Annotated in this window: 38 protein-coding genes; 6 read left to right on the forward strand and 32 right to left on the reverse strand. The window is 52.6% G+C overall.

Going from position 1 to position 23,117, the window contains the following annotated elements; all coding sequences use genetic code 11:
* Nucleotides 1-230 precede the first annotated feature (230 nt).
* The 22 genes from HWW83_RS06125 to HWW83_RS06225 form a co-directional block, all read right to left on the reverse strand.
* A complete protein-coding gene (locus HWW83_RS06125; RefSeq protein ID WP_176589095.1) occupies nt 231-590 on the reverse strand; it encodes a phage tail protein in 360 nt (119 codons plus the stop codon).
* Nucleotides 591-599: 9 nt separating this feature from the next.
* Nucleotides 600-854, reverse strand: a complete 255-nt coding sequence (locus HWW83_RS06130; RefSeq protein WP_343926978.1) for an immunoglobulin domain-containing protein — start codon at nt 852-854, stop codon at nt 600-602.
* Between the two features lie 5 nt (nt 855-859).
* Nucleotides 860-1,315: a hypothetical protein gene (locus HWW83_RS06135; RefSeq protein WP_033655098.1), complete on the reverse strand. Its 456-nt coding sequence runs from the start codon at nt 1,313-1,315 to the stop codon at nt 860-862.
* Between the two features lie 34 nt (nt 1,316-1,349).
* A complete protein-coding gene (locus HWW83_RS06140) occupies nt 1,350-1,754 on the reverse strand; it encodes an HK97-gp10 family putative phage morphogenesis protein (protein WP_176589097.1) in 405 nt (134 codons plus the stop codon).
* Nucleotides 1,751-2,140 carry a hypothetical protein gene (locus HWW83_RS06145; RefSeq protein ID WP_176589098.1) on the reverse strand — a complete coding sequence of 130 codons (390 nt, stop codon included), beginning with the start codon at nt 2,138-2,140 and terminating at the stop codon, nt 1,751-1,753. Before HWW83_RS06145 ends, HWW83_RS06140 begins: the two co-directional genes overlap by 4 nt.
* The gene (locus HWW83_RS06150) at nt 2,127-2,465 is read right to left on the reverse strand and encodes a phage head closure protein (RefSeq protein ID WP_048796895.1); all 339 of its coding nucleotides are present in this window, start codon (nt 2,463-2,465) and stop codon (nt 2,127-2,129) included. The genes HWW83_RS06145 and HWW83_RS06150 overlap by 14 nt, the downstream gene beginning before the upstream one ends.
* Nucleotides 2,462-2,788 (reverse strand): head-tail connector protein, encoded by a 327-nt coding sequence (locus HWW83_RS06155; protein WP_049272269.1) that lies wholly within the window; start codon nt 2,786-2,788, stop codon nt 2,462-2,464. The genes HWW83_RS06150 and HWW83_RS06155 overlap by 4 nt, the downstream gene beginning before the upstream one ends.
* A gap of 8 nt (nt 2,789-2,796) precedes the next feature.
* Nucleotides 2,797-3,036, reverse strand: a complete 240-nt coding sequence (locus HWW83_RS06160; protein WP_060437487.1) for a DUF7210 family protein — start codon at nt 3,034-3,036, stop codon at nt 2,797-2,799.
* A gap of 48 nt (nt 3,037-3,084) precedes the next feature.
* Nucleotides 3,085-4,305 carry a phage major capsid protein gene (locus HWW83_RS06165; RefSeq protein ID WP_106046318.1) on the reverse strand — a complete coding sequence of 407 codons (1,221 nt, stop codon included), beginning with the start codon at nt 4,303-4,305 and terminating at the stop codon, nt 3,085-3,087.
* A gap of 15 nt (nt 4,306-4,320) precedes the next feature.
* Entirely contained in the window at nt 4,321-5,172 is an 852-nt protein-coding gene (locus tag HWW83_RS06170; protein ID WP_033655091.1) for a head maturation protease, ClpP-related, read from the reverse strand.
* Between the two features lie 12 nt (nt 5,173-5,184).
* Nucleotides 5,185-6,489, reverse strand: a complete 1,305-nt coding sequence (locus HWW83_RS06175; protein WP_176589099.1) for a phage portal protein — start codon at nt 6,487-6,489, stop codon at nt 5,185-5,187.
* Nucleotides 6,489-8,234, reverse strand: coding sequence for a terminase large subunit (locus HWW83_RS06180; RefSeq protein ID WP_176589100.1), 1,746 nt, complete (start codon nt 8,232-8,234; stop codon nt 6,489-6,491). The genes HWW83_RS06175 and HWW83_RS06180 overlap by 1 nt, the downstream gene beginning before the upstream one ends.
* Nucleotides 8,185-8,652, reverse strand: coding sequence for a phage terminase small subunit P27 family (locus HWW83_RS06185; protein WP_047574388.1), 468 nt, complete (start codon nt 8,650-8,652; stop codon nt 8,185-8,187). The genes HWW83_RS06180 and HWW83_RS06185 overlap by 50 nt, the downstream gene beginning before the upstream one ends.
* A 124-nt stretch (nt 8,653-8,776) precedes the next feature.
* A complete protein-coding gene (locus HWW83_RS06190; protein ID WP_171403201.1) occupies nt 8,777-9,106 on the reverse strand; it encodes an HNH endonuclease in 330 nt (109 codons plus the stop codon).
* Between the two features lie 64 nt (nt 9,107-9,170).
* Nucleotides 9,171-9,467 (reverse strand): hypothetical protein, encoded by a 297-nt coding sequence (locus HWW83_RS06195; RefSeq protein WP_176589101.1) that lies wholly within the window; start codon nt 9,465-9,467, stop codon nt 9,171-9,173.
* Between the two features lie 71 nt (nt 9,468-9,538).
* Complete coding sequence (locus HWW83_RS06200) at nt 9,539-9,760, reverse strand: hypothetical protein (RefSeq protein ID WP_060437575.1); 222 nt, start codon at nt 9,758-9,760, stop codon at nt 9,539-9,541.
* 162 nt (nt 9,761-9,922) lie between these two features.
* Nucleotides 9,923-10,207: an Acb2/Tad1 domain-containing protein gene (locus HWW83_RS06205; RefSeq protein WP_176589102.1), complete on the reverse strand. Its 285-nt coding sequence runs from the start codon at nt 10,205-10,207 to the stop codon at nt 9,923-9,925.
* 123 nt (nt 10,208-10,330) lie between these two features.
* On the reverse strand, nt 10,331-10,534 hold the full coding sequence (locus HWW83_RS06210; RefSeq protein WP_147824239.1) for a hypothetical protein: 204 nt from the start codon (nt 10,532-10,534) through the stop codon (nt 10,331-10,333).
* A gap of 62 nt (nt 10,535-10,596) precedes the next feature.
* A complete protein-coding gene (gene lysC, locus HWW83_RS25845; RefSeq protein WP_425563774.1) occupies nt 10,597-10,776 on the reverse strand; it encodes an Rz1-like lysis system protein LysC in 180 nt (59 codons plus the stop codon).
* A complete protein-coding gene (locus HWW83_RS06215) occupies nt 10,730-11,149 on the reverse strand; it encodes a DUF2570 family protein (RefSeq protein WP_176589103.1) in 420 nt (139 codons plus the stop codon). Before HWW83_RS06215 ends, lysC begins: the two co-directional genes overlap by 47 nt.
* Nucleotides 11,146-11,772: a glycoside hydrolase family 19 protein gene (locus tag HWW83_RS06220; RefSeq protein WP_176589104.1), complete on the reverse strand. Its 627-nt coding sequence runs from the start codon at nt 11,770-11,772 to the stop codon at nt 11,146-11,148. The genes HWW83_RS06215 and HWW83_RS06220 overlap by 4 nt, the downstream gene beginning before the upstream one ends.
* 2 nt (nt 11,773-11,774) lie before the next feature.
* The gene (locus HWW83_RS06225) at nt 11,775-12,125 is read right to left on the reverse strand and encodes a phage holin, lambda family (protein WP_060430641.1); all 351 of its coding nucleotides are present in this window, start codon (nt 12,123-12,125) and stop codon (nt 11,775-11,777) included.
* A 151-nt stretch (nt 12,126-12,276) separates the two neighbouring features.
* Here HWW83_RS06225 and HWW83_RS06230 point away from each other — a divergent pair, with 151 nt between their 5' ends.
* The gene (locus HWW83_RS06230) at nt 12,277-12,492 is read left to right on the forward strand and encodes a hypothetical protein (RefSeq protein ID WP_176589105.1); all 216 of its coding nucleotides are present in this window, start codon (nt 12,277-12,279) and stop codon (nt 12,490-12,492) included.
* A gap of 179 nt (nt 12,493-12,671) precedes the next feature.
* On the opposite strand, the gene HWW83_RS06235 is transcribed toward HWW83_RS06230, so the two are convergent.
* The 9 genes from HWW83_RS06235 to HWW83_RS06275 all read right to left on the reverse strand — a co-directional run bounded on the left by HWW83_RS06235 (nt 12,672) and on the right by HWW83_RS06275 (nt 19,119).
* Nucleotides 12,672-13,142 (reverse strand): hypothetical protein, encoded by a 471-nt coding sequence (locus tag HWW83_RS06235; protein ID WP_176589106.1) that lies wholly within the window; start codon nt 13,140-13,142, stop codon nt 12,672-12,674.
* A gap of 11 nt (nt 13,143-13,153) precedes the next feature.
* Entirely contained in the window at nt 13,154-13,693 is a 540-nt protein-coding gene (locus HWW83_RS06240) for a Panacea domain-containing protein (RefSeq protein WP_176589107.1), read from the reverse strand.
* 340 nt (nt 13,694-14,033) lie between these two features.
* On the reverse strand, nt 14,034-14,705 hold the full coding sequence (locus HWW83_RS06245) for a hypothetical protein (RefSeq protein WP_176589108.1): 672 nt from the start codon (nt 14,703-14,705) through the stop codon (nt 14,034-14,036).
* Nucleotides 14,702-15,280, reverse strand: coding sequence for a recombination protein NinG (locus HWW83_RS06250; RefSeq protein ID WP_176589109.1), 579 nt, complete (start codon nt 15,278-15,280; stop codon nt 14,702-14,704). Before HWW83_RS06250 ends, HWW83_RS06245 begins: the two co-directional genes overlap by 4 nt.
* Complete coding sequence (locus HWW83_RS06255) at nt 15,264-16,250, reverse strand: toprim domain-containing protein (protein ID WP_049269897.1); 987 nt, start codon at nt 16,248-16,250, stop codon at nt 15,264-15,266. The genes HWW83_RS06250 and HWW83_RS06255 overlap by 17 nt, the downstream gene beginning before the upstream one ends.
* Nucleotides 16,247-17,776: a DEAD/DEAH box helicase gene (locus HWW83_RS06260; RefSeq protein WP_176589110.1), complete on the reverse strand. Its 1,530-nt coding sequence runs from the start codon at nt 17,774-17,776 to the stop codon at nt 16,247-16,249. Before HWW83_RS06260 ends, HWW83_RS06255 begins: the two co-directional genes overlap by 4 nt.
* A gap of 186 nt (nt 17,777-17,962) precedes the next feature.
* Complete coding sequence (locus HWW83_RS06265; RefSeq protein WP_033653818.1) at nt 17,963-18,262, reverse strand: hypothetical protein; 300 nt, start codon at nt 18,260-18,262, stop codon at nt 17,963-17,965.
* A 34-nt stretch (nt 18,263-18,296) separates the two neighbouring features.
* Entirely contained in the window at nt 18,297-18,830 is a 534-nt protein-coding gene (locus tag HWW83_RS06270) for a YmfL family putative regulatory protein (RefSeq protein ID WP_176589111.1), read from the reverse strand.
* A 58-nt stretch (nt 18,831-18,888) separates the two neighbouring features.
* The gene (locus HWW83_RS06275) at nt 18,889-19,119 is read right to left on the reverse strand and encodes a helix-turn-helix transcriptional regulator (protein WP_072008241.1); all 231 of its coding nucleotides are present in this window, start codon (nt 19,117-19,119) and stop codon (nt 18,889-18,891) included.
* 104 nt (nt 19,120-19,223) lie between these two features.
* Between HWW83_RS06275 and HWW83_RS06280 the strand changes: the two genes are divergently transcribed.
* Together HWW83_RS06280 and HWW83_RS06285 are read left to right on the forward strand one after the other, a co-directional pair.
* On the forward strand, nt 19,224-19,889 hold the full coding sequence (locus HWW83_RS06280; protein WP_176589112.1) for a LexA family protein: 666 nt from the start codon (nt 19,224-19,226) through the stop codon (nt 19,887-19,889).
* A gap of 401 nt (nt 19,890-20,290) precedes the next feature.
* The gene (locus HWW83_RS06285) at nt 20,291-20,536 is read left to right on the forward strand and encodes a hypothetical protein (protein WP_176589113.1); all 246 of its coding nucleotides are present in this window, start codon (nt 20,291-20,293) and stop codon (nt 20,534-20,536) included.
* Here the strand turns inward: HWW83_RS06285 and HWW83_RS06290 are convergent.
* Nucleotides 20,517-21,527 carry a hypothetical protein gene (locus HWW83_RS06290; RefSeq protein ID WP_176589114.1) on the reverse strand — a complete coding sequence of 337 codons (1,011 nt, stop codon included), beginning with the start codon at nt 21,525-21,527 and terminating at the stop codon, nt 20,517-20,519. The two genes, HWW83_RS06285 and HWW83_RS06290, sit on opposite strands and share 20 nt — an antisense overlap.
* 17 nt (nt 21,528-21,544) lie before the next feature.
* On the opposite strand from HWW83_RS06290, the gene HWW83_RS06295 reads away from it, so the two are divergent.
* From HWW83_RS06295 to HWW83_RS06305, 3 genes are all read left to right on the forward strand, one after another.
* The gene (locus HWW83_RS06295) at nt 21,545-21,682 is read left to right on the forward strand and encodes a hypothetical protein (RefSeq protein WP_176589115.1); all 138 of its coding nucleotides are present in this window, start codon (nt 21,545-21,547) and stop codon (nt 21,680-21,682) included.
* Between the two features lie 382 nt (nt 21,683-22,064).
* Nucleotides 22,065-22,898 carry a ParB/RepB/Spo0J family partition protein gene (locus HWW83_RS06300; RefSeq protein ID WP_176589116.1) on the forward strand — a complete coding sequence of 278 codons (834 nt, stop codon included), beginning with the start codon at nt 22,065-22,067 and terminating at the stop codon, nt 22,896-22,898.
* The gene (locus HWW83_RS06305; protein WP_176589117.1) at nt 22,895-23,113 is read left to right on the forward strand and encodes a ParE family toxin-like protein; all 219 of its coding nucleotides are present in this window, start codon (nt 22,895-22,897) and stop codon (nt 23,111-23,113) included. Before HWW83_RS06300 ends, HWW83_RS06305 begins: the two co-directional genes overlap by 4 nt.
* The last annotated feature ends 4 nt before the right edge of the window (nt 23,114-23,117 follow it).

Raw genomic sequence — 23,117 nt, forward strand, 5'->3', positions numbered from 1 at the left:
CATGAGCGCTCGCATAACGGCAGCACACTGTTCATCAACATCAGATGCGACAGGGGCTGACAGATTGACAGGTGGCGGAGTAGCAGTATCGGACGTTGCCTTATCCACCAGCGAATAGAACGCCTCCCAGTGCTGGATAATGGAGGCCGGGAGGGCTGCAATTTTTCTGACGTCAGGCTCACCGAAGCGATCGGCCAACTGATAGATCAGCCATAGCCACGGTGAGTGGGTCAGTTTTTTTCGGCTTCCTCCAGCGTGCCGTAGCTGTGGCTCTGGATAGCGCGGATTGCATCAAATAACGCCGCGTTATCATGAGCGGCCAGCAGTTCTGCCGGTGAAGGCAAATCAGACGCAGGTACTGATTTACCCTGCTCGTCAACCAGTGCAGAGAGGATCAACTGAGCGCCCAGCAGTGTTGCTGCCTTTTGGTCACTCTCTGCCTGTGCCTTTCCAAGCCCTTCATCGTAATCCATCAGTTCACCGGCGGTCAGGCGGCGGATATGTACCGGTACGCCAAACAGCGTGTGCGGCACCGCCGTATTGATGGGTTGAAGCAGCGCGGTCTTGAGGTTGATTTTCTTCTGGTTCATGCCATGTCCTTACTTAATCGTTACGGTTGCGGTTGCGCTGTTGACAGTGTCTGACCGCTCGGCAGACAACACCACGTGATAAGCGCCTGCATCCGCCGCCACAACTGAGTTTTTGATATAGGTGGCAGAGGTTGCGCCGCTGATATCAGTGCCGTTTTTCTGCCATTGGTATTTAACGGGCTTGCCGTTACTGGAGGTAGCCGCAACAGTCAGGGACAAATTGCCCCCGACTGCCAGATCAGCGCTCTTCGGCTGGGTAGTCACGCTGATCACACCTTTGGGGCCACAGCTCCCCAGGTGTTGCTGTTCTGCTTGCCTTGCACCGTGATCTGAATGACTTCACTCGCCGGAGCGGTGATTTCGTTCATCTTCCAGCCGGACAGCGAGAGGATCGAGGTGGAGGTGCGGCCGTTCGGCAACTCAACATAGAACTGAACGGTTTCGCGGTTGTCCGCTGCGGTCAGGAACGCCGCAAAATCGGTATTGGATGGATCGTCGATAAACCCGATCGACTTCTCCGCGCCTTCCGGCAGGTCGGAGATAAATTGCTTTGTGGTGTCGATAAGGGTCGTGCAATCGACAAAACTGCCGGTCTGCCCCATCTCGCCCACAGCCTTACAGTTAACCAGCGCCTTCATGGCCGTCGGTGCTGCGCCGACAGCGCCCCACTTAACAACCGTGCCAGCCGGAAGCATGGCGTACTCTGGCGACGTTTTATCAGCCATAATTTCCCTCACTTAATGATTGTGGCAGCGGTCGCTACCGGTTTTCGATGCCGTAGCGGAGTTCTGCCGCCAGGATGCGTAATACGCGGGTTTTGTTGTAATCCAGCGCCGGGCGGATAAACGGTGCGGCAACCTGCTTAACCGTGCCGAACTCCTGCGCCAGTGCCTTCATATGATGCTTCTTGCTCGGGCCGACCTTGAATGTCATTACCGTCAAATAGCGGGGATCGTTCATGCGGCTCGTACTGCGGATTTTTATGTCGTCCCGCATGTGCGGCCCGGTGCTGCTCTCATCAAATCCGGCATGCTGTTTCATGTCTTCCAGCACCGGCTCCAGCGCCGCTCGCCCGGCATCTCGCAATACCTTGACCGCTTCATCCCCCATCGCCTTTAGCTGGCGCTCCAGAGAATCAAGGCCCGTAACGTTTACGCTGATCATGTGGCGTCCTCCGGGTAACAGATGACGTAATCACGCACCAGCCGGTACTGAACGCTGTTGTTGGTGAGAGTGGTTGCCCCCTGTTGCATCGTGCCGCGTGTCACCGTCTGAACGGGCCAGCGCCCAATATGCCCATGCTGAATGCTCTCCCAGGCGGCGCAAATAGCCTTATCCAGTTCAATGAGGCGCACGTAATCGCCGATGACATAAAGCGCGACCTGAAAGCGCCCCTGAATCAGTGCCGTGCTGGCTAGCCCGGTATCAACTTTCGGGTTGCTGACCTTCTGATACGTCACGCCTTCCTGTTCCGGGTCAGGCAATAGCAGCGGGTATGCTGGCAGACTCGTTAGCGCCTCAAGTGACGCTTTGATTTCATACTCGATCATGACGAATATCAGCCTCCGCCGTAATTAACAGCCGGTCTCGCTGCGAACGGTCAGGCGCACGAACGGTAAAGGTTCGCTGTTGAAAGACCACCTGCCAATCAACGGTAATTTCGTCCCGTGGCCGCAGCGTGAACAGCATGGTCTCCACCACCTGCCCCTGTTCACCCGTGCGAATTTTTCGGTTGGAGATCGGCTCCGCATCCGCCCAGACCTCGGCGACAAATTCAAAGGATTTGACCGGTGCGCCGGTCTGCTCATCACGAACCGTAACGGGGCGAAGAAGCTTGATGCGAAACTCCAGCGAACCTGCGCGTAATGATTTCATAAGCCGTAAATCCGATAGGGTTGAAGTAAAGACTCAACAGCCAGCGGCAATTTTGATGCCGACGCGCCAACAATCGCGGCCTCACGGTTCGCGTACCAATGCCCGATACAAAGCAGCATAGCCGTGCGTACATCATCATCCAGCAGCAGGTGATCTTCGTCGGCATCGTATCCGGGGTCGGATTCGCTGGCGTAAAGGGTGCGGCGGGTATACATCTCAACATGCTTTTTCGCCGCACCGATGTAGACGCCGATTAGGGTGTCATCCGCACTGAAATCAGGTTCCAGGCGGCAATGCTCTTTCACCAATTCCAGCTTTAGCATGGCTCACCTTACTTTTTGCTTTTCTTGACTGGCTCTGGCTGCTCTGGCTGCTCTGGCTGCTCTGGCTGCTCTGGCTGCTCTGGCTGCTCTGGCTGCTCTGGCTGCTCTGCAGGATTGTCATCACTCACCTGCTCGGCATAGCCTTTTTTGATCAGCTCGCGCCCGTGAAGCTCCTGCGTTTCGAACAACTCGCCGTCATTCACCACCCGGCTACCGAACAAGATTGGTACAAGTGCTTTAACCTTCATGGGTATCTCCTCTAAAGCGGCCCGAAGGCCGCTATGCGGTGCGGATAATTAACCGCCGGTTGGTGGGGTTGGCACGGTGAAGGCACCGGTAACAAACGCTTCAGGTCGTTTGACCGCCAGCGCCACACGCTCTTCGCAACGAATCGAGATCATGTTCTTCTCGAAGTCGTCGGCGTTCTCGGTACTGATCACAACGTTTGCCTCTTCACGGTCAAAGAGCTGTGCGCCCGCGCTGAAAGCACCGGTCAGGAATTTGCCCAGGAACGCCGAAGACTCCGTCGCGACAACAGGCAAGCCCCAGAGAGTCGGGCCGGTTAGCGCGGCTGGATTGGCGAGGATATAACGCCCCAGCGTATCCTTGATCAGCTCAATCTTGGCCCAGTCGATGAAGTGCAACACATGGCCGGTGGCAGGGAAACGTGCCAGTTGTGCCTGCAACATTGCTAAGCGCAGATCGTCAATGCCGTTTTGCATAGCGACTTCAAACGCCGCCTTATACTTCGACGCCTGCGGCATGATGCCTTCCAGGTGTGCGCCAGTGCCGTCACCGAACAGAATTTCCTGCTCTTCGACATACTTCAGGCCGTAACGCATTTCTGCATCAACGGTCGATTGCAGCTGCGGAAAGTCATCCAGAATCTGCTTGGAGGCTTTGAACAGATGCGCCAACGTGCGAACCGGCGTGATTTTTTCAGCAAACTGGATATCGCTGTACGGCTTAGGCGTGTTTTCAGGCACGGCAGCAGCCTTGTTGGTGAAGCCGGTTTGTTGCACCCAATAAATCGTGTTGGAGCCGGTGGTGCCTGGTGCGATCAAGTCGCGAATAAACAGGCGTTGTTTCGGCGCGGTATCGATACCCGGCAGGCGTTGTGGGGCCACAATCTGCCCTGGAACATCGGTAGAGATGAGCGTCGCGTTAACCGGAATGCTCAGCCGTTGTGAGGCCTGAATACCGGATGCAAAGTCTTTCAGCGCTTCCGCAGAAATCACCTGCTGCCCGACCGATTGAACCACTTCAGCCGCGCGGTTCAATGGCATTTGCGCCACGTGCTGCTCCAGCTCACCCAGCGCGGCCTTCAGCGTTTTCTCTGCTGCCTTCATGGCGTTCAGTTCGGTCGCCATTTTATCTACGGCGTCCTTAGTCTCTGCGGACAACTCGCCTGATTTTTTCGCCTCTTTCAGGGCGTCCTCTGCCTTGGCGTTAAATTTGCTGGTTGCATCTTCGATAGATGCGGTGACTTTTTTCAGAATCTCATTAACTTCAGACATAATTTCTCCAAATAATTAGCACGCCGCGCACAGCCCGCTTAATGCGGCGTTCAGCTTGGCAAGGATTTCAGGGGATGGTTCGGTAGCGCTCGGCGTACCCGTCGGATCGGTAACAGCGCTCGGCGTGCTACCTGTTAAGGCTTTCAAAAGTTTTCGGCGTTCTGACCGAGGGGTATTAGCCTTGGCCAGTATGGAATCCAGCTTGCGCAATGCTGCCGCCGGTGAGTCTTCATCACTGCTTACCGCATCGGATGACAACAGGCTATCGGCCAGCCCTTTCTCGATGGCATCACTGCCGCCGATGTAGCTTTCGCCGTCCATCAACTGCTTAACGGTGTCGCTATCGAGTCCGGAGCGGGCGGAGTAAATATCCGCCATTGCGTTATCGAAAGGTTCGAGGTACTCAACCATTGCAGCAAAGTCATGACGATTACCGATCGCCACCACCCAGCAGTTATGGATCATCAGGAAAGCACCGCGGCCAATTTGAATCTCGTCACCGGCCATCGCAATGATTGAGGCTGCGCTTGCAGCCAGCCCCAACACTTTTACGGTTACTTTGCCCTGGTACTCTCGCAGCAGGTTGTAAATCGCCAGCCCCTCAAACATGTCCCCGCCCGGCGAGTTAATGTTTACGGTAACGTCAGCGCCATTCATTGAGCGCAGCGCACCGGCGATCCGTTTCGCTGTAACGCCTTCGCCCCAGTAATCCTGGCCGATAACGTCGAACACCGAGATAGAATTGTCGTCAGAGGCAGCGGCCTTTAGACCGCCATTCCATCTTTCGAGCGCCGAAGGCAGCGGCTCACAGGTAACGCCCGCGCAGGGACGCCCCGCCGGTGCGACCGGAAGTCGTTTTTTTGTCATGGGGGATTGCTCCTACGCCGCTTTTTTCAGCGGTGACTGGTCTTCAGGAATATCGGGGAAAAGATAATTGTGCAGCCGGGTGATAGTGACAGCCTGAGCGCCGAGGTTGTTCTGTTTCAAGTCCTCAAGCGGGGTCAGGTTAAGCTGCACGGTATAGATTTCACCGCCTGGAATTGGCGGCAGGTTTTCAAGTCGGCGAACATCGTTGCGACTCATCCAGCCATTCTGCAGGGCGGTGGTGTAGTACGCAGCGCGGCCAACACTGTCGGCACGCAACAAACCTTCCACCGAGAACTCAGCAAAGTAATCTTCATCGCTATCGAGCAGGCAACGTGAGATTTCTTGCTCGATGTTCACCAGCAGTGGGCGTAGCGTGTTGGTCAGGAAAATCAGGTTCATCCCTTCAACACTCGATGCCCAGCTACTCTGCTTAGTCACATGCCCCACCATGAAAGGCGGCACCCTGAACCAGCGGCAGATTTCCTCAATACTAAAGGATCGGCTCTCCAGCATCTGCGCGTCTTCAGGATTCATCGTGACATTCTGGTACGATAAATCCCCCTCCAGCACCATCATTTTACCGGCGTTTTTTGAACCGGCGAACGTGGCTAAGTATCGGCGCAGACGCTCTCGCTGCTCTTTATTCAGCGCAACTTTCGAACTGATGTATCCTGACGTTTGCAGGCCGTTTTCAAATATTTTTGCCGCCGACTCATCAACGGCCATCGCCGCCCCAAACACGTCACGGCCCGAACTCAGCGGCATCATGCCGCAGACACCATCCAGACCAAAGCCGCGAATGTGCATCATCCGGTCTACCGGTATCACGCGCTTTTTGCCGTCCTCGGTGTAGGTGTACTGCAACTGCCCGGTATCCAGACGTTTAACCACCATGTTTTGAGGCAACAGCGGATTTAGCGCCACCAGCTTTCTGCCAATCATTTTTTTCTCAATGAAGGCGTTTCCCCGCAAACAGATGCTGGCCACCACCATCAACATGAACCGGGACGGCGTCATTTCGAGGTTCGGACGGCGGCACAACACCTGGTATGCAGGGTGATCCTGCGCCAGCTTACGAGAACCATCCGCCTCACGGCGATAGACTTTCATCGGTAAAGTGGAAACCGATTCGCTGAGTAACCGAATGCAAGCCCATACAGCGGAAAGCTGCATAGCCTTATCGGCAGTGACCACCTTACCGCTGCTGCTGGTGCCGAACCATTCTTGCCAGAATGTCCCGGTAGTGAGACTGATAGGAACACCCAGCCAATTTAAAAGGGCGCTTTTAACGCGCCCAGGTTGCTTGTTTTTGCCCATCAGATACCTACCATGATCGGATCATCGAAAAAGCCATCAATATCGCCGTCATCCTCAACAACGCCGTCAGCAGCACCGACGGCCATCGCCAGCCCTACTACGCCATCTATGCGGCCATTACTGCGCCGTTTGCTGAATACCCGGTTACCGCTTTTATCTTCTTCAATAACCGCGTTTGCCGCGTTCCAGCGCAGACAAGGATTAAACAGGATGGTGATTTCTTTCTCGGTGATGAGTTGCTCGAGCAGCTCGATTGAATGCGGCATCCACAAGCCCGACTCCGCCGATTTGAAGAAGCCTTGCCCATGAGGAACCAACGGTACGGTCACCCCTTCATCCAGCAATTCAGGCTCGAGATAATCCATGTGATAGCGGTCGAAGGCGATCGACCGAATATCAAAGAGTGCTGCCAGCTCGGCGATTCGTTTAGAAACGAAACCGTAATCGATAGCGCTGCCCTTTGGGGCATGCAGGTACTTTTCGCGTACCCAGGAATCATACGGAACGCGGTCATTTCTGGCCCTGTCGTGCAGCGTGTCGCGCGGCGTCCAGAACTCCACCAGCGCCGTCTTAATGCGCGGGAAATACAGCCCCAGCGCTGTCAGGTCACGTTTGCCGGACAAATCCAGACCGCCAAAACACTCTTCCCCTTTTAGGCTCTCTATATCGAATGTTTTTTCACATGCCATCCAGATATCGCCACCGATCCACGGGTTTTCAGCATCCACCCATTCACAGAAATTAAGGCGTCTGACCAGGCTTTCTTTTGACGGCATGCCTCGCGCATCTTCCACCTGCTCGCGTAAATATTCAGGTTGGAACGTATGCCCCATTGAGGGGTTGGCTTTTGCCCAGCAGGACTCATCCTTGAAAGGATCGTCACCCTCATCCAATGAGCAGATGAACGCAAAGAAGGCATCGTTAACTTTCTGACCGGCGGCGAGTTGTTTGCCGTACTGGTGGTACTCGTAGCAGACGCTGGTTTTATCGTGACCGCTGTTTGTGATCATGAAGATGAGCGCTTGCCTGCGGCCTTTTGTCCCGGCGCGCATCATCTCAACCACTTTGTTGTCTTTGTGCTCATGCACCTCATCAATGAGGCAACAGTGCGGACGCGGCCCTGATTGCCCGTCATCAGAACTGATCGGACGGAAGAAGGAACCCGTTTGCAAAAATGCCAGGTTCCATTCTTTACCGGCCCCGCCGGAGGGATCGATACGCTGAGCCAGCGCCGGGGACTGATTCACCATCGCCACCGCATCACGAAACAAGATCATCGCCTGGTCTTTTTTCGTGGCAGCTGCATAAACTTCAGCACGCGGTTCTTTGTCCGCAACGAGGCAGTAGAGGCCAATCCCAGCGGATAATGGCGACTTGCCGGAGCCTTTGCCTGATTCGATATATGCCGTTCTGAATCGACGCGTGCCGTTTGCTTTTTTCCAGCCAAACAGTGAGCCAACAACAAATGCCTGCCATCCAAGAAGGACGAAAGGCGCACCTTCATGTTCGCCGCCGTTCAACTTCAGCACCTTGGCAAAGAAGTCAACCACGCGGCCAACAGCATCAACATCCCAATACAGCCCCCGGCTTTCACCTTCGGCTAAATCATTAAGGTGACGGTTGCAGGCGTTTCGGATATCAGGCCCGGCGATAATTCGCCCTTCGGTAACGTCCAGCGCATATTGCGTGGCTGGATCAGGTGCCGAAGAATTCGGCGAGCGGGTCTTCTTCTTTCTCTCCACCATTTACTTTCACCTTTGACCTGGCGGCAGGCGTAAGACCAAACTCCACCAAATAACTTTTGAAGCGGCGATCGGCGTCTGCCAGCATGGCAACCGCAGGGTTAGCCTTAATCAAAAAGCCCCCCTCCGTTTGAACTGTATAAGTTCGGCCCTCGTCGGCGATCGTGTTGCGCAGTTGCAATATGTCGGCGTAAATATCGCAGAGCCGCTCAAGCGCAAAAGTATCGGCAACGGTCAGAACGCCCATGCCGTCCAGCAGCACAGTCATTTTTCCCCAGGCCGTTTTCCCCCAGTCCGTCAGGTGCGAAGGTGGGCTGGGAATTTCTCTCGCCGGTTGCGGCTCTTTATCATTAAGTTTACGTTTGCCCGGATTGCCGGTGACCACCTTGAGGTGGGACGGTTTCGGGCGTCGTCCTGCCATCGGAACCTCCCAGAAAAAAACTTTTCATTTCGCGGTTGTGCGCACAAATGACAAGCGGCGGTCTTTAAGGGCGAGAGGGGTGAACTCTTACCCCGCCCCTCCCCACCGCGTTCAAACGCCGCTGTCAGCGGTTCCAGTGCGACGCAGGGTCAAGCGGCAGGCCGTCGGGCGAGCACCCTATTACCTTGCCGGTCTTCTCCATACGTTGCTTTGTAGAGTCGTGGTGTGGCTTACATAAGCCCTGCCAGTTCTTGCGGCTCCAGAACAGATGCTGGGCCTTCTTCATTTCCTCGGGAGTCTTCGCTTCTTTCATGCGATGCGGCACGATGTGATCCACCACCGTTGCTGGTTCGATGCGCCCCATCTGCTGACACATGGCACACAGTGGATTCTCCCGAAGGAACACAAGTCGTTCGGCCTGCCATTTGCTGCCATAGGGTTTCTTGTTGCTCATGTTCAATCCCAAAATAAAAAGCCACCAGCAAATGCGGGTGGCTCATGTGGTTTGAAAGATATTATTAATTCATATCTTTCAGATGCTGAATAACCATTTCAAGATTAACTCTGTCAGGGCCATCTGAATAATATGTGTTCGGCTTAGGCTTATTAGCATCAAATAGGCTTTGAATGTTTAAATCAGAATCTATCACCCTGAATGATGAATCGCTGATATCTAACCTATAGGCAATAACCCTGCAAGTCCCCTCCGGCACTTTGTTGTAATAATCAAGGGTTCGGCTTGTGCTATATATTTCATACTTAACAAGCAAGCCGCCTTTTCCTGTTACTAATAAAGTATGTATCAGATGTTCCATTAAAGACCCTCCATATTTTGAAGGGCTAATATAGCATTATCGGCGGCGCTCAGTGAATGCCACCTGTAATGCTATTTGTCCAGTTTCTCAAATGCGTCTCTAATTTCGTCAAATTCTACTTCGCGATCTGAAGCATAAGCGTACTCGCCACGCTCACCGTTAATTAGAGCCTTGCGAATCGGCAAATCTGCACGTTGGCCATCGGGATATTCAAGTCTTAGTGAAGGCAAATGCACTCCAACCTGAATTAAATATGGGGCATCACCATTGAAGAAAACGATAACCTTTCTCATGGAAACTCCGTTAAGGATCATATAAGAAAACCAACCTATCATAGCAAAATGGGCTGATCCTTCATGGTTTTTTATGGGGAGACGGCGGTGGAGGTGGACGCTTTACCTTATCCCCTGGTTTGTACGGCGGTGGTGTTGGGGCTTTTCTTCCCATAATCACCCTCAGCAATCCGCGTCCGGCCGGGCCACCGCGCGGCAGGCCCACATGCAGGCTTCCTGCATCTTGGTGCGGGCGATAGCCAGACAGCGCAGTGCCTCACTGCGATTACTCTCTTCCGGGGAGCCAGCCTCTACCGTCGCCAGCGAAAGGTGTGTGCGTTCGAGGTCGAGTTGCTCGCAAAAATTACGACTGATGTCTTTCAGCTCGTTCATTTGCGCGATATCGTCGGCGGTCAATGTGCGGTATCCCTTCACTGTGCTGCCATCTTGCGGTTTAGCTTCGCTCATATAGAATTTCCTGCTGGTTCGTTGGATATAACCTCGGCGATGTCGTTGAACGTCACGCAAGGATTCAGGGTGTTTATTCTGTCAAAGGCACTCAGCGAATGCCTTTGACAGAATTTTATAAATTTAGGCCAACTGTAGTACGCCGTGCTCTTCCGACTCCGAGTAGGCGATCAGGCCGCTGTACTCCGGCACATGCTGACCATCATCGGCTTCGAATGCTTCAATGGCCCCATGCGTGATGGTGTACGACGGCTGACCGTCTTCAGCCGCGAACCGTGCCAGCTCTTTGATTTGCTCTTGAGTCAGCACAATCTTGCTGACCTCCATCTCTTCCATGCGGCGGCGCTTCTCTTCGAAATAGCGCTTGCGGCGCTCGTAAAACTGCTTGCTCATTTCTCTCTCCCGGCGCTCTGCGCCCACTTGATTAACGCCTCCATGCGTGAGGCACACACCTTCATTTCGCCTTGTTTGGCGTGCAGCGCTGTCACTGCATCACCGAACGTTGTACCGGTGAACGGCGCGTCATCGCACTGTTGCAGCAGCACCGCTGGCGGCAGGACGTAAATCATCTGCGTGCTCTGCGGCTTTGGCCTGTCCGCGCAGGATGTTGAGAGCAGCACCAGGCAGAGGCTTGTTGCTACAGCCGCTCGCGTCCAGAGCCTCGCGCAACGCTTTGTTTTCTGCATCAGCCTTCCCTCTCAGTTTCCGCTCTTTTTCCAACTGCACGGCGCTCGCTTGCCTGTCAGCGTCGGAAGCCTGTTTCATCGCCACCAGCGCCGCGTCTTTGGTATCCAGCTTTTCTACCAGCGCGCCGTTGTCCCTTTTGGATTTATCCAGGTCATCGCGCAGAGAAAGCGTGTAGAGCACCAGCACAGCGGCCAGCAGCGCCACCAGCACAGGCCACGCTTTGATGATTACATCCCACCACCAGCGCCAGCTCATAACAGCACCTTGCAAGCACGTTCGAAGCGTTCGCGCCTGTCCTGCAGGCCGTTTGCCCCGCCGTTAATGCGCCGCGTGGTCAACTCGACATCACCAGCGTTGCGACCACAGTCGTTAGCTTTCCAGTACCAGCCAGCTGAACGCATGCCGTTCAGGTCTTCTTCCAGCAGTTCTGGATGACCAACCAGGTCAAGTTTCAGCGCCGGGCCGCACGCCATGTAGTTTTTCAGGCCGGTCGTTTGCATAGGCCCGCGCCCGCGATACTTCCAGCCGTCACCGCTGGCGCTGTTACCCATTCGGCCACCGTAGACCAGATTGGCAATAGCCTCCTGCTTGGCTGGCTGCTGGGCTGTACGCCCCAACATCCGGCACTGATAGTCAGTCAACCGCTTGGCTTTCGATCTGGGGCCGAATGTAGCGATCAAGCCATCAACGCTGTAGTTGAATGATTCGACCTTGGCCGTGAAGCCGTTCGACTCATGGCCGATTTGAGCGATAAACATCGCCTGCTCTAACGGCTTGTTGATGCCGAATTCTGCAAACGTTACGAGCAGGTGCGGATACCAGCGCGCAGCTAACCCGGCGCTGATACCTGCCGCCCGTTGAAAGTCGTTTTGTGTCATGTTTATGCCTGTGGTTTTGAATCGTTGCCGCCGCCAAAGCGATTACCGACATACCCGGAAAGGAAAGAACTAAGCTTCTTCACGCCAACGAAACCTATGAAACCACCGATTCCAACTGTTAAGGCTTTCGGCACGTCGAAATAATCCAGAGCGGAATAGGTTGTCAGGGCCAACGCCCCACACATCAGCCCTTCAAAAATGGTTTCTTTCCAGCTACTGCCAGAGTACGCCATCCGAAGTACCGCCATGACCACAGCCATTATCACGCCGCCAATCGGCACATCTCCGCGCCACCAGCTCGCAAACATTTCACTTATTTCCGTCCAGTTATGCGGATTGCTTGGCATTCTCATATCCTCCCCCTGTCGGGGCATTCCCCGATCATCGGGCTATAATAGGAAAGCCCACGCATTGCGTAGGCTTTAGTTAATTCAATAACGTAGCGAATGGCATCTATATCTGCTACTGTACGCTCTCTAATGCACCATATAAAAGGATGATTTTATGAGCAATAATGAAACAGTCGCTATTGATCCAGCGGTTCAATCTGCAACAATTATCGCAATAACTATTTTGTCGATTTCTCTTGATGAGGCAGCAAAGGCAAGAGTTAAATCTCACGTTGAAGATATGGAGAAAAATCTGCTTCAAGCTGCAGGTGACAACCCATTAGTGAAGAATCAGATAGCGGCGTTGAAAAATCTTCTCAAGTTGAACTAAAAACATGACTAATTGCGGCAAGGGTAAGTTAACCCTCTGGCCGCCCTTACCATCCCAACAAACATTAATGTGAAGCCCCATCACCACGCTGCCGACGCAACCCTCAGTAGGGACGCCGGTTAATGTTAGATGAGGCTTCGCTTTAATTTTTTCCATAAAAAAACCCGCTTGATGCGGGTTCATTGCAGAGAGGCTGTTAGCGCATCTCTAATCCATCTGCAGTGTCGGGCTTCCATTGTTTCAGACCTATCTACTGCGTCAATAACTTCCCGAATAACATAATTAGCTAATCGGCCTCTATACACTGATCTGCTATTGGTGAATAGCGCATCGCGCACCTCAGTCAGATTAAACGCAGTCTGAGTTTCAACACAGTCTACTACTGAATCATGATCTAAAAAGTCATGATCCGCTTTCGGCACATCAACTTGACAATCTAACAACTCTGGGCGGCTTTGGACAAATCCATTCACTTCCGAATTAATAACAAGAACAAGTAATTCTGGCTCGCAACACGCAACCACTAAATATTTATTCTTAGGCGGTGTTGTGAAATTGCAGTGCATGTAGATTACAGCCCCTGCTCTCAAAAGAGTGCCGGTGAGCTGCTCAGCCTGACCAGCACTTAATAGAGATCCCAGATTTGTCATTATACCCCCTATCAGCCTCGGAGGTATTCAACCAAGAGTTCGCCGTCTTTGCAATGACTAGCAATGACTTCTAAGGGGATTTCGTTATTCAGGTCAGCAGAACGCCACACTTCATCATGGCTGATGTCATTGAGCTGTTCAAAACTGAGTGTACCGTAATTTCTGATCGCCTCTTCGATACATTTAATATCGGACTTGCTAAAGAAATCTGAGATGTAGTCTCGTTTAGCGATAACACGGTAGTTGTCAGCTTTCCCGAGAACACTGAGGGAAGCTTTAACATGCTCTCTATCGCAGCCATCAGGGCAACGCTGGCCACTTCTAGTTTCATCCGCAGTTTTGAGGATGTCATATGTCCCAGAAGCAACAGGGCCGTTTTTCATTGCAGTGTACCGATCGCCGCTAATCAAGCGTCCGTACTTTTCCAAATGAATACGGTCTGCGTAGTACAAAATCTTCCCTACGTGGTACAAGTCAGGGATCGGCGCATTGGAGGCAACGTACAGAATGGCCTCAACAGCCTTCTCCGCATCGAATCGTCTCTTAAGCATCTCGGTTTCCTCCTTCTCACATCACGTACAGGCTTTCAAACCACAAAATGTAGTTATTACGCATTGTAATAGTCAGTACCAACATTAGGCAAGGTTAACTTGTTCATTTTAGCGTCTAGTTCCAGCCATTTACATTACGTTTAAGCGGAGATATCAGCACGTTTACCGCATATTACCATTAAGGTAATGCAAGTAGCCGACATGTTCGGTGCATAATCGTGCGTTTTTGTGTGGGACACAGCTAAACAAGCACTTTCCTTTACTCAAGAAAAAACCCGCTCAGTGGCGGGTCATTTTGTTGCATCGCTTGATGGTACAGCTTCGCGAAAGCATACCTGTATTATGCAGTTTCTTTGGCTATTTTCAAGCTATTTTTGCACATTTCTTCATTTTCGATGCAGATAGCCGCATGAACGGCGACGAACACCGCTGAATTGAATATTTCAATGCACCAGCGCACCCGGTCATCAACCTGATCGCGCGTTAGCCAGGGCGCGTAATGATTTTGCATGTACCGCCCCAGCACCGAGACCGTATTGTTCCGGCCCGTGTAGAACAGCTTGCCGATGATGTAGACCGGGTTATCGTGCTTCATCGACGCCAGCACCGCTTTTTCCATGAAGTCGCATTCCTCGCCAGCGTCAGCAGCCACCAGCATCGACTCAAGCGAACGTTGCGGCCAAAGAATTGTGGTTGCCTTCTTCAACTGCTCCTCCCCGCGATACCCAAGTGTGCGCAGGTCTCCCAGCACCTTCACAATTCGCGCCGCGCTTTCGTCGTCCCACTGCTCAGGCATGATTTGCCCCCATACACCGCTGCCGCCGCTGCACTTCAACTTCCCATCGGTGTTTCCGCCGTACATATCGCCCCAGGCGTTCAGCAGCGAAGTGATCCACAATGTTTGCAGCCGGGTCAGGCGCTGGTATTTACCCAGGTATTTCTTGCGAGGAACACCGGCAACAGTCGTCCAGGCGTTGTGTTTGATTTCTCGTTTCTGTTTTGGGGTCATCATGCTGCCTTCTCCTGCTTCAATGCTTTGCGTTTGGCTTTATACATGTCGCGGATGCGCTCATAGTCACTGCGGCCCAGCTTGCCGACTTTCGGCGGTGGCCCCATTAACCGGTCAAAACGTGCCTGCCCGATTTTTGCTATCAGGTTAGGGCGGTACTCGCTCAGGTTCGCGGATTTGAAGTTGTTGCAGACCGAGCACTGCTTGTGGCAGTTATCTTCATCAAAGCGCAGCTCCGGATGACTCCCGACGGTGCGGTAATGCCCTGCGTGATATTGGCCTGTGTGGTAGCGCCCACAGCTGATGCATGGCTCGTCGGCGTCGCGCTCGCGGATGTAAGCGTTAAATTCGGTCTGCGCCTGGTTGATGAAGTAGCGCAGCGGCTTAACTGACAGTTTGCGAATTTTCAGTTTGTCCTTGCGTTCCCTTTCCTCAAGACGCTTACGCGCGTCACGCTGGTATGCGATAGCGCAGAGCGGGCCACAGACCTTTTGCAGGTACTTCACCGGCGTGAACGTTTCACCGCATTGGGCGCACTTTTTCGCCTTGTACTGCTTCGGCTTAGTTGGTTTTTTCATTGTTTTCCTCGCGTGGGAATACCCACTCGTAGACCTCTGAGCCGTTAAGCAGCAGATCGTTAAAGTCGCCGGATTGCGGCCAGCGGATAGATACTTGTTTAAGATCGTTCTTTGCCAGCAGGTTGGCGCGGGCGCACTCAAACGCCGCTGCGTGACCGGATGCGTTCTTGTCAGCGTCGGCAAAGATGATTAGATGTTGCACTCCACGCGGTACTCGGAACTTCTTCATGAATGTGGTGTTCAGCGTCGCCCATGTGTTGCACTGCGTGATTTGATGGCAGGACAGCGCGGTTTCGATGCCCTCGGCGATGCCAAGCGTTGATGACGGCGGGAACATGCGGATAGCGACCGAGCTGGCGTGTTCCAGATAGCTGTCCTCCTGTAGCTTCATCATCTTTTTCGGCGCACCAGCTACCGTGGCTTTCTTGTCCCCGTCGAGCAGGGTGCGGTGCAGGTAGCACAGCTCGCCTTTATCGTCCGTTGCCAGCGCATAGATGGATTGGTATTCGCCACCCGCTGCGCGCTGCCGGTCGCAGTAGCGCACGTTGTCTTGTGGCAGACTGGTGATGCCGCGCAGCTTCAGGTAACGGTCTGCGCCGGTGCCTTTCAGACTGGTCAGCGATGCAAACTTGCAGCTCACGCGCTGGCGTTGCGAGGCTATGCCAGATGAAGGGCCACCAGCTTGATAACCCTCTTCCGGCGAGTAGACGCGGCCAATCAGCTTATCGACCTCTGCCGCCAGCGTTTTAAAGTCCTTGCCGGTTGCCCCGGTCAGCAGCGCCCAACCGTCACCCGCGCCGCATGCGCAGATGTAAGAACCGGTGCCGTTCTTGTCGTCGCAACGATATTTGCCCTTGCGGCCACACAGCGGGCATTCACCCTTAAAATGTTTTTTCCCAGTTACCGGGGGGAGGCCGTAAAACTCGAATATTTTCGGCCAATGGCCGATAGCTGCCTGTTTGGTATTCATGCGGCTTTCCCTTCGTTTTGCTTAGATTTTGCGTAGGCGATCTGCGTTGATTTGATGAAATTGCTCACCACTGGTGTGATGGCCATCGGTGCGTGATACAGCCCTTGCGGCCATACCCCGAATTTTTTGCGGTAGACATGCGAGCACCAGCCGTCACTGACCGGTTTGCCTTGGGCGGCGCGCATGCGTTGGTAGTAGATGATTTGACTCCACCAGGCTTGTTTCACTTCTTTGGTGACAACCTCCTTGGCTTGCTTCACTTTTTTCAGGCCGCGTGATTTATCGGTTTCTACGTCCTCGCCAGCGATCGGCTTGAAGCCGCATTTCGGGCAGATGTAGACGCCGACCGGTTTCACGTAGTGGCATTGGGTGCATTCTTTCGGCAGGCGCTCAGGCTGGTCAGTCTTAACCACGCGCGCGGGCGTTTTCTCCATCCCGTCAGAACTGGCGGGCAGGTAGTCATATTCGATATCGTCGGGATAGCCGAGCTTATGCACGGTGCCTGTGTGGTCGAAGATGAGGCAGTGCTCTTTACCGGGCGCAGTGCGCAGGCCACGACCAAGGCATTGCAGCCAGCGGATTTCTGATTTCGTCGGGCGGGCGTAGATGATGCAGCGGACATCGCTATCAAAACCGGCCACCAGCACGCCGACGTTGACGATGATCTTCGTGATGCCCTGCTCAAACCGGCGGATCGTCATCTGGCGGTCTTCGTGTGGCGTCGCCGCCGTCATCACTTCAACGGTCACACCCACTCTGCTGAATTCAACGGTCACGTAATTTGCGTGGGCCACGTTGACGCAAAAACAAATGGTCGGGCGGTCTTCCCCGTTCTCCAGCCAGTTCTTAACGATATCGCCCACCAGCGTCGGGTCACTCATCACATCTGCAGCCTGCTGTTCTTTGTAGTCGCGGCCATAGCCTGCTTGCTCTGACGTTTCTACTTTGCTCAGGTCTGGGTGCGATGGGGCGTAAAACTCGTATTTGCTCAGCGCGCCGATAGCGATCAACTCTTTCATCGTCGTCGGCTTGATCAGCTTCTGGTAATACGTCCCCAGCCAGGCCGAGAACGGAGTACCGGACAACCCGATCACTTTCACGCCTTTAGCGGTCAGCTCGTCGATGAATTCCAGCATTTTTTTGCGCTTCAGGTGGGCTTCGTCGATGATCAGCAGATCGATGTTGTCGGGGAAGTCACGGCGGATCAGCGTGTCGGCTGATGCGATTTGAATAAGGCGGCTCGGGTCATAGGCCGGATGGTCGCGCCAGATGTAGCCAATTTCTTCGGCTGGCAACCCGTACTCAATAAAACGCGTTGCGGTCTGGTCGAGCAGGACGGTATACGGGGCCACAAACATTATGCGCATGTTGCGGCTGATGAACCCGCTGGCGATCAGCGCCGCGATTGCGGTTTTGCCGAACCCGACCGGGGCGTACATCATGAATGAGGCGTACTGTTTCCACGCCGCGCGCAGCATGTTCAGTGCAACTATCTGTTTTTCGCGTGGCTGGATTGTAAGCGTCATCGTTATCTCCTCGTTTAATCGTCTAGCCGTCTAAATGTCCGTTTGGCGTTTTTAAACACTCGATCCCTTAAAGATCTTCTCTCTGGTAAAGCCCGTTCCTTCCCCCACACCCCAACCCGATCACCCCCCTTTCCCCCCTCTTACCCTTCCCCTCTCCCCCGTTTAAAAAAACACCGGCTGAAAAATTCATGCCGCTACCCTGTTTTGCCCCACCAGCGGTGGCGCGGTTGTCATGCCCTGGCCTGCCCGCGAATACCGCTCGACGTACAGCCGCAGGCGCGTGTTAGCCGCTTTGCGGCCTGCGTTCTCCTGCCGGTAAGAAACCTCCTCGGCGTCAAACGCTGTGCGGTAAGCCTCCTCGTAGGCGTGCGCAATCTTCCCGCGCTGCCCGTGCGGTAACTTACCGAGCTGGTCTTGAATCCATGCGGCATCCTCGCGGCAATACACCGCAGGCATGGCGGTTCGAACAAACGATGCAGGCTGCATACGCTTACCCTCCGGTTGTGAAATACAGCAGTCCCTATGTCATAGGAGCGCGCCACTTCGCTGTGTGGATTGGGGTTACTTCCGCCGGGCAGAACACGCTATAGAGCAACAGGATGTGCTCCTGGAATGTCGCGATCAGGCGGTAGGAATTGGCGTCCAGCGCGTTACGCTCGTCGGCGTCTATCTCGCCGTCTTCGGTAAATTTGCGGACAAGTTCGGAGTGCTTGCCGATGTACTCAATCGCTTCCATCAGCTTGGCGTTGATGTCGTCTCGATCGATGTCTTCAACTTCGGGAAGAGGCACATTCACGCTGCGAGACTGACGGGATACAGCGTCGGCAAAGTGGGTATTGCCACCAGCCCGCTGTAAAACCATGAACCAGCCGATCGGGAAAATTTGGTTGCTGTTTGGGCGAAGACGGTTAAACAACGCGTCTTCCGTAACCCCCAGCCACTGTGCAGCCTCAGCATAGCCGCCAGGCAGACCAGTGATGATTTTTCGGGCGGAATTGACCACCCATTCAGGCTGTTTTTCTGCCTGCCAGTCCGGCGCTTTATGCTGTGACACAGTTGTACTCCTCGGGCTGTGGTTACTAAGCCTTGAAAATTGCGTAATACTTTCCCCATCAAATTGATGGGCTTGTTTCACGGTGGTTTGTTGGGGGGAAAACATCATCCAACCCAACAGGCTCGCCAAGCTTGTTAAAAATCGCCACGAAACTGCGGCAAGTTTGTATATCCATGCTCCGTCGTCCGGCCTCGTAATGGCCTATTGCACCCGGCGTGCATCCAGCAAGTTGAGCCAGCTCTGACTGCGTAATTCCCAGGCGCTTGCGAATCACTTGTATGTTGTTCATGGTGCCTCCTATTTCGACGAAGTATACATATCGTATTTATTGATCACAAGTGAAGTATACAAATTGTGTCTCGATAGTGGTTATACAAACCGTATAATTCAGGAATGAATATGAAATGGTATGAAGCAGCCAAGGCCAAAATGAAGGAATCGCGCATTGGCCAAGAGCAACTCGCAGAGCACCTTGGGGTTACCAAAGGTGCCGTCAGTCACTGGCTAAACGGCAGAAGGGAGCCAGGGATAGAAATCATCGCCAACATAATGAATTTTATTGGTTTGAAAGATTTTGTTGTTAACCCTGGCAATTCTCAGCCAGCTTCGCACCACACCGAAACCTCAAACGTTAAATTTGCTGGGCCTTATAAAAAAGGCAGGGAGTATCCGCTGATCAGTTGGGTTCAAGCGGGAGCTTGGGCTGAGGCAATGGAGCCGTATACCGTCGATGAGATCGATGAATGGCTCGAGTCTGATGCAAAAGTTTTCGGTAAGGCGTTCTGGCTACGTGTCGATGGCGACTCTATGACAGCGCCAACAGGGATCAGTATCCCTGAAGGGACATTAGTCCTAATAGATACGGGTCGTGAGGCCGTCAATGGTAGCCTCGTTATAGCCAAGATGGTTGACGCCAATGAAGCCACATTCAAAAAACTCATCATCGACGGCGGGCAAAAATACCTTAAAGGTCTGAACCCAGCATGGCCGATGAAAGAGATCAACGGCAACTGCAAGATTATCGGAGTTGCAATCCAAACCATGATGCGTTTGGTTTAATCAACGCCCGGCACAATGCTGGGCTTTCTCTTAATTCCTGATTCCCTCCCTCAAAGAAACCCCCTCTCCCTCACTCTAGGGCGAATTCTGCACAAATAATTTTTCAATAAAAATCACTACGATAAGTATACTTCTGCATTTTGTGTATACATTTCGTATTGAAAGATAAAAATACAATTCGTATACTCACCCCATCAACCCGGAACGCCACCAGCAAAACACCGCCACAAACGTTACGGGAACGGCAGGAAGCCAACAGGCAACACGCCAAGGGGTGAGCGATGCAATCACTCCCCGGCCCCGAGAGGGATCGACCGGTAATGTTCTTTAAGGAAAGAGTGGATTTACCCTGCCGCTGCCAGTGTGGGGCGGTAGGCATAAAACCACTGAGGAGCAAAACGATGAAAGAACTTGTGTTTCAACCTGCTAGCGCAGTCCCGTTGAGCACTGGCCGTAGACAATCCTTTTTAGTTATACACCCGAGCGATGGCTATTGCCTTGGCAGAGCTTTTTTTGACGAGCTTAATGAATTTGTCTGTTTCCTTATCGATGAAGAATTTGGAGAAACAGCAGAAGCACTCCATCAGGGCCAATACTTAGCGTGGGCTTCCTTGCCCAGCGAGAGAATTATTTTAGAGAGTTTATAAAGTCGTTATAGAGTCCTAAGTCCTTACGACTCACATTGTCCATTGGAAACATTTGATGGTATAGAGGTTTTAGGTTCTTCTTACGCAGGAATTTAATAGCCGATTCCTGCAGTTCTTTCGCCCTGGCGATACGGGCATCTAGCATGGAAGCTCGACGCCCTATATTAGTGAGTTGACGCCGAGATATTGCATTTAAATCCACATTTTCAAGTGCCGTCAAAACCTGTGATATCTCTTTCTCATAGAGATCTCTTAAGCTGTTATCGGAAGCTAAAATCTCTATCTGCTGTATCTGCCCAATAACTACAAGCACCGTTTTATATTCAATTGGTGCATCTTCGGCGGGGTTATTGTATTCGTTTTTATCCTTGGGTACAGATTGCGGGCTCAAAACCTTAGTGTCTCGGTTGGAAGCCATGCGCGATAACTCAGTCGCGGCGTAACGTCCGACGACAAGCGGATCTTTAATTTGCTCTATTTTTTCCGCTAATTTTAGTATTCCGTTCGGGCCACTGGTCAACTCGGCCGCTTGTTGCCAATATTCAAAGACTTTCTGCTTTTTGCTAGCAACCGTTTCTTTGTAGATTTCGAGGTTAACTTCACTTTCCATCCTTTGAGCCAACACTTCGAATTTTTCTTTAAAAATCGTAGTACCGCATATGTGGCCTATGCATGTTTCCAAACCATCTTCAGTTCTTACAATGAAGCCCTTTTTATGGCCAGCATGACAATTTTTAAGGCCACAAGCTCTTGATGGTTCGTTTTTGTAATAACCAAAGACCTCATTCAATACTTTACCTTTTGAATCGATATCCACAACATAATTTGGCCGCGTATAAACTTGTTCCCAATTATCAAGCTTTATCAGAACACCGCCTTCTTTCACGTAAAGCATGCTTTTCCCTTCTTGGATTGTGGAGATCGGATAGTACCACATCAATAAGGTCAGTATGCAACCAATAACTGTATACATACCCAGCAAGTTATCCACAGGCGAAGGAGCACCAGATGACAATCATTCTAACCACGCGTGAACGCCGAAGAGCACGGCGGGAAATGCGCTCAATACGTGCTGCCGCTATTCGCAAGTTCGGCAATAGCGACGTCACCAGCTACCTAAACCGTCTGGTGCGCTGGTACTTCTGAAATAAATAGCCCCGGCTGCAGACGCCAATCTTTGCCGGGGCCTGACCAGTAGAATGGAGATTCAACATGATCAACCACAATGCTAACACAATCGTTGTAGACGGTATGCGCGTTGTCCCATCCGTGCAGGCCGTTCGCCTCACCTTCTTTGCCCGTCTGCGCAAAATCCTATGCCAGAAAGGCCACCCGCTCTGAAAACTTACCGTGTGTAGTCTTTGGCGGCCAGATCGAACTTCAACCAATAAGGGGTGAAGATAATGTTCATAGGCTGGTCGCCCTTTTTCATAGAGAGAAGAATTCAGGCATCCATTTAACCGTGGAGGGCGTCACCCGGCCCGAGTTCTTCTCTCTGTGATAACAAATAATAGATTAAGAGGTGTTTATGGCAACTTTAAGCCAGCGCTATTCTGCGAAGGAAAAAATTGGCTCAGATATCACTACCCGTAAAACGTTTCTGGTTCCACTCAATGAAATTTATGCTGAAGATGGCTATAACGTTCGCGAATTAAATCAGGCGCACGTTGAAGAGTTTAGGGATGCGTTTATTGCGGGGGAATATATACCACCGCTGGCGGTTGAAGTAACTGAGCAAGGCGTGAAGGTTATCGACGGTCACCACCGCTTCCACGGTGCGCTGTTGGCAAGTGAAGCTGGCCATGAGGTAATGCGCCTTGAGTGCAAGGATTTTTTGGGTACTGAGGCCGATAAAATCGCCTTCATGGTCACCAGTTCGCAAGGTCTGGCACTTACCCCTATCGAACGCGGCGCGGCCTACCAACGCCTGGTTAATCAGGGTTGGACTAACGCGGAGATCGCAAAGAAAGTTAAGCGTTCTGAGTCCGATATCCTCCAGCACCTGCAATTGCAGGAATGCAGCCCCTACATCAAGAGCCTGGTGCGCGCTGGTTCCATTAACTATGCCCTGGCTATTCAAATTAACCGCGAGCATGGTGTATATGCCGACCGTGAAGCCGCGCGCTTGATGAAAAAGGCCGAAGAGTCCGGCAAGAAAAAAATCACTAAGAGCGTCGCCCAGCCACAATTCAACGCTACCCGCGCCCGCCGACTCTGTGAACTGCTCTATGATGCTGCGCCAATGGTTCGTGAAGAGGGTGACGTTCTACTGCTCCTTCCTGGAACCCGAGAAGAAATCAACACCATTCTCAACGAATACCGCCAGCAACATCCCCAGGTTGCGAGTGGTGAAGATCAATGAGCATCAACCTGAATAATGCGCCTTTGTGGATTACTGCGAAGGCGCTGGAAAAATTAAAACAGTTCCGCGCCGGTCGATTATTCCCCAAGAGAACCTATGGCAAAAAATACCTGACCTTTCGTGTAAATAAACGCTGGCGCTTACTTTCAAAAGACGACGGCCATAATTGGCAGTTGATTACCCACAATGATTACAACTGCGTGATCGATAAATAAAGTG

The sequence above is a fragment of the Serratia ureilytica genome (assembly GCF_013375155.1).
Lineage (GTDB): Bacteria > Pseudomonadota > Gammaproteobacteria > Enterobacterales > Enterobacteriaceae > Serratia > Serratia ureilytica.